Source organism: Streptococcus caecimuris (assembly GCF_943193075.1).
GTDB classification, from domain to species: Bacteria; Bacillota; Bacilli; order Lactobacillales; family Streptococcaceae; genus Streptococcus; species Streptococcus caecimuris.
This window is the reverse complement of record NZ_CALPCT010000034.1, coordinates 1-8,538: the sequence shown is the minus strand read 5'-3', so window position 1 is coordinate 8,538 and position 8,538 is coordinate 1. Positions and strand designations below refer to the sequence as shown.

8 protein-coding genes are annotated in these 8,538 nt (G+C 41.3%); 4 read left to right on the top strand and 4 right to left on the bottom strand.

Annotation, left to right across the window (positions count from 1 at the left end; translation table 11 throughout):
- Positions 1-70: 70 nt before the first annotated feature.
- Positions 71-1,447 (bottom strand): H2O-forming NADH oxidase, encoded by a 1,377-nt coding sequence (gene nox / locus NFR56_RS09550; RefSeq protein ID WP_003001563.1) that lies wholly within the window; start codon positions 1,445-1,447, stop codon positions 71-73.
- A gap of 224 nt (positions 1,448-1,671) precedes the next feature.
- On the opposite strand from nox, the gene NFR56_RS09545 reads away from it, so the two are divergent.
- Genes NFR56_RS09545 through NFR56_RS09535 form a run of 3 tightly spaced genes read left to right on the top strand, consistent with a single transcriptional unit; the run spans position 1,672 to position 4,489 of the window.
- Complete coding sequence (locus tag NFR56_RS09545; protein WP_338146957.1) at positions 1,672-2,595, top strand: FAD:protein FMN transferase; 924 nt, start codon at positions 1,672-1,674, stop codon at positions 2,593-2,595.
- Between the two features lie 25 nt (positions 2,596-2,620).
- A complete protein-coding gene (locus NFR56_RS09540) occupies positions 2,621-3,226 on the top strand; it encodes an NADPH-dependent FMN reductase (RefSeq protein ID WP_021153165.1) in 606 nt (201 codons plus the stop codon).
- Positions 3,227-3,244: 18 nt separating this feature from the next.
- Positions 3,245-4,489 (top strand): NAD(P)H-dependent oxidoreductase, encoded by a 1,245-nt coding sequence (locus tag NFR56_RS09535; RefSeq protein WP_251458779.1) that lies wholly within the window; start codon positions 3,245-3,247, stop codon positions 4,487-4,489.
- Between the two features lie 37 nt (positions 4,490-4,526).
- Here the strand turns inward: NFR56_RS09535 and NFR56_RS09530 are convergent, their stop codons facing one another.
- From NFR56_RS09530 to brnQ, 3 genes are all read right to left on the bottom strand, one after another.
- A complete protein-coding gene (locus tag NFR56_RS09530) occupies positions 4,527-5,087 on the bottom strand; it encodes a TlpA family protein disulfide reductase (RefSeq protein WP_191904627.1) in 561 nt (186 codons plus the stop codon).
- Between the two features lie 23 nt (positions 5,088-5,110).
- Entirely contained in the window at positions 5,111-5,818 is a 708-nt protein-coding gene (ccdA2, locus tag NFR56_RS09525; protein ID WP_049482972.1) for a thiol-disulfide oxidoreductase-associated membrane protein CcdA2, read from the bottom strand.
- Between the two features lie 154 nt (positions 5,819-5,972).
- On the bottom strand, positions 5,973-7,289 hold the full coding sequence (gene brnQ / locus NFR56_RS09520; protein ID WP_251458776.1) for a branched-chain amino acid transport system II carrier protein: 1,317 nt from the start codon (positions 7,287-7,289) through the stop codon (positions 5,973-5,975).
- Between the two features lie 135 nt (positions 7,290-7,424).
- Here brnQ and NFR56_RS09515 point away from each other — a divergent pair, with 135 nt between their 5' ends.
- Entirely contained in the window at positions 7,425-8,453 is a 1,029-nt protein-coding gene (locus tag NFR56_RS09515) for a YdcF family protein (protein ID WP_251458773.1), read from the top strand.
- Positions 8,454-8,538: the final 85 nt, after the last annotated feature.

The window sequence follows — 8,538 nt, the reverse complement described above, 5'->3', positions numbered from 1 at the left end:
CATGGAACTTCTACGAAGTTCCATGACGTCCGTACTCACCTAAGGAAAGTTTTTAATAGAACTTTAGCTATTATTCAGCAGTTAAAGCTGCCATTGTGATGTAGTTGTATGGTTTGTTAAAGTGTGGCAAGAAGAACAAGTCTGTCAAGGCCAATTTATCAATCGTCACGTGTTCTTGAATCGCAAGTGAGAACATGTGGATAGCCATTGAGATGGCGCTATCACGGGATACCATTTGAGCTCCAAGGATTTGACGAGTATCTTTATCATAGACGATCTTGATACCAACTTCATAGTTATCGTGTTTGATAAATTCAGGTTTTTGAAGGTCGTTGAAGCCAGTTTCAGTGGCATTGAAGCCAGCAGCTTTCGCTTTTTCAAGAGTCAAACCAGTTGAAACCATGTGAAGGCCGTAGATAGAGATACCGTTAGAACCTTGAACACCAATTCCTTCTAATTCATGACCAGTCGCATTGTAGGCACCGACAATACCTGAACGAACCGCATTAGACGCAAGAGCGATGTAGCTCATTTCGTTACGAGCGTTATCGAAGATAGTCGCACAGTCACCAACTGCGTATACACCTGGAAGTGACGTTTCCTGTTTCTTATCAACAAGGAAAGCACCGTTGCGGAAGAGTTCGATCTTACCATCAGCAAGAGCTGTATTAGGACGGAAACCAACAGCCAAGATAACCATATCTACATCAAAGGTCTCTTTATCGGTTACAAGGCGTTCTACCTTACCATCTCCTTCAACCGCTTGAACCGTTTGTCCAAGTGCCAAACGGATGTTGTGGTCTTCCAAGTTTTTCGCCATGATGTCAGTGAAGTCTTTGTCGTAGTATCCATTCAAGACAGTGTCCACGATATCCACCAAGACAACATCTTTACCAAGACGTTCGAAAGCTTCCGCAAGTTCAACACCGATGTAACCACCACCAACGACGGCGATACGGTTCAAGTGTTTGCTGTTGTCCTTCAATTTTTCTATCACTTCTTCAGCGTTTTGGTACAATTTAACGAATTGAAGATTTTCAAGAGTTGCTTTGAATTCGCGGTTACCAGGAACGATTTCAACTCCTTTAATTGGAGGAATGATTGGTGTTGATCCAGTCGCAAAGATCAATTTTTCGTATGATTCTTTGTGTTCTTTCCCATCAACTTCCGCAGTTACCACTTTGTTGTCATAGTCAATTGAAAGAACAGGAGAGTTCATGTAGACTTTTGCACCTTTTGCTTCCAATTTTTCTTTGTCAGAGTAGAAAAGACCTTCAGGACCATCGATTTGCTCACCGATCCAAAGTGCCATTCCACATCCAAGGAATGAAATGTTTGAGTTTTGGTCAAAAACTACAATTTCATTTTCATTTCCGAAATTATCTAACATAGTGTTAATACAAGCTGTTCCGGCATGGTTAGCCCCTACAACAACGATTTTACTCATAGAATAAATCCTACCTTTAATTTAATTTACTTCTTGAGTATATCATAAAAATGATATCGGTTACAATTATTTTGCTCAGAATTTGTGATCTTTTTTTCAATTTTCCAGAAAATCACACTTCACATGTTTCAAAAAATGTCAAACAATATGCTCGAAAGGATTGTGAAAACGATATCTTTTTGATATACTGTAATTAAGTGAAAATAGGAAAGGATAGATTTTTAGTGGACCTAAGTAGTCGATCCGAACGTTTGATGGGAACGACCATCACTGTTTCGATCTGTCACCCACAAGCGAATGAACTCTTAGCCCGCTGCTTTGAACTTCTTCGCTCCTACGAACATCGCTTCAGTGCTAATGATGCAAGTTCTGAACTCATGGAGGTCAATCACCAAGCTGGTATTGCTCCTGTCCAAGTACATCCAGATCTTTTTGAACTGATTGCATTAGGAACCTTGCATAGTCAAGCTCAGAACAGCCATTTAAACATCGCCATTGGTCCTCTTGTACAGACCTGGCGAATTGGATTTTCAGATGCTAGACGTCCCCAGCAAGGGGAAATTGATCAAGCTCTGGCCAAGATCGATCCTCACCAAATCCAGCTCGACCCAGAAAACCATACGGTCTTTCTGACACGTCCTGGAATGAAGATTGATTTGGGAGCCTTGGCTAAGGGCTATAGTGCGGACTGTATTGCAACCTTTTTAAAGAGTCAGGGAGTAACAGATGCCTTGATCGATCTTGGAGGAAATATCCTCACTGTCGGTCAACACCCTATCAAACAACAGCCTTGGCGGATTGGCATTCAAAATCCAGTCGAAAAAAGAGGTCAGCACCTACTGGTCCTCTCTGTCAAGGATAAATCTATTGTCACCTCTGGCATCTACGAGCGTCATTTAGAAGTTGACGGCCAGTCGTTTCACCACATTTTTGATAGCGCGACGGGCTATCCGGTCGAGACAGACTTAGCCAGTATCACCATCATATCTGATCGATCCGTAGACGGGGAGATATGGACTACCCGCTTGTTCGGGGAATCTCCTGCTTCTATCCTCAACACTGTTGAATCACTTCCTGGTATAGATACCTTATTGGTTTTTCAATCAGGCAAGATCGCCTATACAAGTGGGCTTCAATCTTATTTATAATTCTCCTATCAGAAAGGAATATTCCATGATAAAACTTATTGCGATTGTGGGGACTAACTCCAAACGTTCTACAAACCGTCAACTGCTTCAATACATGCAAAAACATTTTGCTGATAAGGCTGAGATCGAATTGGTCGAAATTAAAGATATCCCTGTCTTTAACAAACCAGCCGACAAACAAGTGCCTGAAGCTGTCTTGGATATTGTTGCAAAAATTGAAGAAGCTGATGGGGTCATTATTGGAACTCCAGAATACGACCACTCTATTCCAGCAGTCTTGATGAGTGCACTCGCTTGGCTCTCATATGGAGTCTTCCCATTGTTGAACAAACCGGTCATGATTACTGGGGCATCATACGGTACGTTGGGATCTTCACGCGCCCAACTCCAACTTCGCCAAATCTTAAATGCTCCAGAAATTAAAGCGACTGTTTTGCCAGATGAATTCTTGCTCTCTCATTCATTGCAAGCCTTTGATCAAAATGGAGACTTGGTGGATTTAGATGTCATTCAAAAATTAGATGCCATCTTTGATGATTTCCGTGTGTTTGTAAAAATCACAGACAAATTGCGCAACGCCCAAGAATTGCTTCGAAAAGATGCTGAAGAATTTGACTGGGAAAACTTGTAAGATAGGAGACAGAAAAGAATGAAATTTGTTGGACTTGTAGGATCGAACTACGATCAATCATATAACCGTAAACTTTTGGAATTCATTCGCCGCCAATTTAAAATCAAATTTGAATTGGAAGTTCTTGAAATCGACGAAGTTCCAATGTTTAACCAAGATGAAAAATGGGACGAAAGTTTCCAATTGCGTCTTTTATATAACAAAATCACTCGTGCAGATGGTGTTATCATTGCCACTCCAGAGCACAACCATACGATCTCTGCTGCTCTCAAGTCTGTTCTTGAATGGCTCTCTTTCGAGGTGCATCCATTTGAAAACAAACCGGTTATGATCGTCGGTGCTTCTTACTATGATCAAGGGACTTCACGCGCACAGGTTCACCTCCGTAAGATCCTTGATGCTCCAGGTGTCAATGCTTACACTCTTCCAGGGAATGAATTCCTTCTAGGAAAAGCGAAAGAAGCTTTTGACGAAAACGGCAATATCATCAACGAGGGAACCGTCAAATTCCTTGAAACCTGCTTGGATAATTTTATGAAATACGTTGAGGTTGTATCGAAATTGAAAAAACCAAAACCAATTGAACCAGAAGACTTGGATTGTAATCATCCAATCGCTACAACTGTTACTGAAGTCGATCCTGACGATCCAGACTGGGTAGAAAAAGTAGCTGAAATCACTGGTGCCGTTTTTGGCGATACCTATGTCAAACTCGACCACGGTATCCTAACCGTTAACCAAATTGATATGTTCTTGAAGGCTATGCCATTTGAATTGACTTATGCCGATGATAACAACCAATTCCTCTACTACAACAATGCCCATCAAGATCCAGATACCATGTTTGCTAAACGCGTGCCACCTCAATCAGGAAGCCGGATGTCAACCGTTCACGGCTCCCTACCACCAGCACGTATGAAAAACGTGGAATGGGTGATTGGTACCCTTCGTAACGGTAACCAAGACTATGTTCGGACTATTGTTCCAGGATCTCCTGAAGGCGTGATCAACACTCACAACTACCAAGCTATGTACTATGAAGATGGTTCATACGCTGGTATCAATGAGATTGTCTTCAACTTCAAACCATGGTTGGACTGGTACCTACAAACAACAGGACAACGTCTAGTTGGCGGAAGCGGTCCATTTGCTCCTGCTAGTGGACACGGTAGTGCAGATGCAACTTCTGGTGCTTCTGATGCTGGAGGACATGGTGACGGAGGGCACGGAGATGCCGATGCCACTTCTGGTGCAAGCAACTAAGAAACTAGAAAAAAATGAAGCTGCGTGCTTCATTTTTTTATTGTAACTCCTTGATGATCTTCTTAGCATCTTCGTTTGAAATAGCCCCTAATTGGACATGTCCAATTTTCCCATGACTGTCTATAAAGACTTCTGTAGGAATAGAGCGAACCTGATAATCTGCAAATGCAGAACCATCTGGGTTGTACAAGACCGGTACGGACTTGTAATCTTGTTGATCAAACCATTTAACGAATTCTTCTTCTGTTTTTTCACCTTGGAGTCCTGGTGCCATAATGGTCAGAATTTCAAAGTCTCTATCCGTATCCTTGACCAATTTCTCTAGTTCAGGCATACTTTGCCGGCAAGGGCCACACCAGGTTGCCCAAAATTTCAAATAAACCTTCTTCCCTTTGTAGTCTGAAAGTTTAACCGTATTCCCCTTCATATCCTTTAGTTCAAAGTCACTAGCGTCTTTTCCTACCAAAGCATTCTTATTCGTTGTTGTATTCATTGTTGGCTGATTGTCCATACTACTCTCACTGGATTGATTCATGGAACAAGCTGACAGCAAAGCTAAAGAAAGAACTGAGAAACAAGCGTATTTAATACCTTTCATCATGCGTTAAACCTCCGATATATTTATGAAAAGATAGATGACAAACTGTTCAATTGTCCCAAAAGTAAGAGAATTCCCATCAGAATAATGATAGCTCCGCCGATTTTCTTCAGCAATAACAAATGGGGTTTGAGACGATTAAAGTAAGGTAGGACCAGACTAGATGCTAAGGCCAACAGTAAAAACGGAAGGGCCATTCCCAAGGTATAAACAAGGAGATAAATAGCTCCCATAAGAGCATCTTGCCCATCTGATGCTGCTAAAGCAAGAACTGATCCTAATACTGGACCAATACAAGGCGTCCAACCAAAACTAAAGCCAAGACCAAGGAGAAAAGCTGAAAACAATTCATTCTTCTGTTTGTTGGCTCCAAAATCTACTGATTTTTGCTTTTCAAGGAAATGAAAATGAAAGACTTCCATTTGATGAAGACCAAGGATAATGATGAGGGCTCCCATCAGATAACGGAACCAATTGGTGTACATGATCTTTCCAAGCAAGCCCGCTCCAAAACCAATGAGGAGGAAAATAACAGAAATACCTGCAATAAAACAAAGGGTTTTCAGCAAGCCATGCCAGCGAATTTTTTTCCCGAACAATTGGATAGCCTTTTCCTGATCACTTCCTAGTAAGATTCCAATATAAACCGGAAGCAAAGGAAAGACACAGGGAGAAAAGAAAGACAGAATACCCGCAAGAAAAACTGTCAATGAAAAAACGATTGGATTCATAGTTCACTCCGTATATTGATATGCTACATTCAGTATAACATTGACTGACAAAAAATAAAAATTTCTGCTACGTTTTTTTACTAAAGTTTGGATTTAGATACTAGTTTCAAAAGAAAAACCCTAAAGCACAAACCTTTAGAGTTTTTAATATAACTTATTCTTCTGCCGTTTGTTTATTTGGTAATACGAGCGATAAAAGAATCCCGATGACTACTGGCACTAACCATGGAAGAGATTGAGCCGCAAATGGAAGTAAAGCAATCCCCTTTTCTACTAGTGAAATTTTAAAGGTACTTGCCAGAACACTTGCAAGAGAGACCAAGCTGGCCAAGAAAATAGTCAGTTGCATTCCTGGTTTTGAAAGAGCCACAAATTTATTCACTATCACAATCAATACAATGGTAATGGTGATTGGGTAAAGAATCATCAAGACTGGCAATGAGAAAGCAATAATGGTATTCAAGCCAAGGTTGGCAATCGCAAAACCAATCAGAGTGAAGACACTTGCATAGACCTTGTAAGAAACCTTAGGGAAAGTACTATGGAAGAATTCACTGGTAGAGACGATCAAACCAGCTGTTGTGGTAAAGCAAGTTACCGTCACCATTCCTGCTAGGAAAATCTGAGCAGTCGGACCAAAGATCGCTTTGGTTGCTTCTGATAATACATACACCCCTTTATTGCTATCAGATGCCATAACAGAAGCTGGAATAGGAAAATGATTCCCCAGATATCCTAAACCGATATACAGCACACTAAAACCAAGGGCTACAACAATTCCAACCAACCAAATAGTCTTGATGTATTCTCTCTTACTTGAAAATCCAAGTTGATTCAAGGTAGTCACTGCGATCACACTAAAGGCAACAGATGCCAAGGCATCCAAGGTATTGTACCCCTCTAAAAATCCTTGCCCAAAGGCAGATGCCTGATAGGCTTTTGTGGCCACCATTGGAGCATGTCCACTGTATTTCAGAGCCCCAAGAACGACCAAGATCGAAATGAGAATCGCAAAGATCGGGGTCAATATACGACCGATCCGATCTAGAATCTTAGATGGATTCAAAGCAATCAGAAAGGCTAGCAAAAAGTAGACCAGGGTAAAAATGAAAAGTGCTAAACTGGCATTCATTCCACCTAATAAGGGGGCTATCCCCACTTCGAAAGATACCGTCGCCGTTCTTGGAATAGCAAAGAAAGGACCAATCGAAAGATAAAGCGCAACTAAGTATACAATCGCGAAAACAGGTGAAATCTTACGAGAAATCTCATCAATATATCCTTTGGGATTAAGTGTACCGATAATCAAGGTCACAATGGCAATTCCCACGCCTGAAAGGACAAACCCAGCAATAGCTGGCCAAAATTGATTACCCGATAAAGCACCAAGAGCCGGTGGGAAAATCAGGTTTCCAGCACCAAAAAAAATACCAAACAGTAATAAACCTGTCAGGGAACCTTTTCGTAACATACGATCTCCTTAAAAAAACGATAATCTTAACTTTATCAAATTCATTTGAAGAAAGCAACTTATTTGCATGAACAATCCGCTATTTCTATCAGTCATTATGGTACAATGGATGTAAGATTTTACGAGGTGCAAAACATGTATCTATATCTATTCTGGTTATTTCCAGCTCTTATCTTTTTATTGTTCTTTATGAGTGATCGCAGAAGGCTTTTCAATGCTTATCTCTTTTCGATAAACCTGGGGCTTCTTCTACTGATTTCTGCATTTCTACTAGTCGTTCGAACTGAGCTATGGTTTAATCAACAAATTGCAATGATTGTCTTTGTAGTGATTTCCATCCTCGTTTTTCTCAGCATTATTTTCTCATCTATCTTTCTCCTTTTTAACGGCCGTCAAATGATGGCTTTTGAAGGAAAAAGACTGGCCAACCTCCTCTCTCTGCTTTATGGACTGTTTATTATCGGAGCTTTGGCACTACATTTTCTACCCTATTTCCCAGGGAATGACATCCTCATTTATCTGACTGACTTCGCCCTGTTTTACATGACCTTTCTCTACCTCTCTTATGTATCCTATGGGACTTTTTGCAATCTCTTTCCAGTTCGCAAAGAGCCAGACGCCATCATCATCCTTGGCTCAGGTTTGATCGGAGACAAGGTTCCCCCACTCTTGGCCCAGCGTCTTGAAAAGGGAAAGGCCATTTATGAGCAGTTCGAGGGACGACCAAAGCTGATTGTTTCTGGTGGCCAAGGGTCAGATGAGCTGATCGCTGAGGCGGAAGCTATGGCCATATACTTGATGGAACACGGGGTTCCTGAAGATGCCATTCTCATCGAGAATCGCTCTCGTACTACTTTTGAAAACCTGACCTTTAGCAAGCGTATCCTTGAAGAAGAGGGGCTTGGCAAGCGAGTCCTTGTGGTGACCAATTCTTTTCACGCGCTCCGTGCAGGTGTCTTTATGAGACGATTGAAAATACCTGGTCGAAGTATCGGTTCAAGAACAGCTTTTTACTATCTCCCATCAGCTTGGATTCGAGAAACCGTTGGCTTGGTTTCACTCTATTGGAAATGGCATGTTGCTTTCCTAGCTCTTCTATTTCTGCCTTGGTTCTTTACACAAATCATGAAACTAATTGAGTTCTTCATTAAATATCTAAACTAAAAGAGAGAGGGACAGAAATCGGTAATTCTTTAGAATTCGATTTCGTCGTCCCACCTCCGCACAGTTGAGTAGGGCTGTAAAAGCT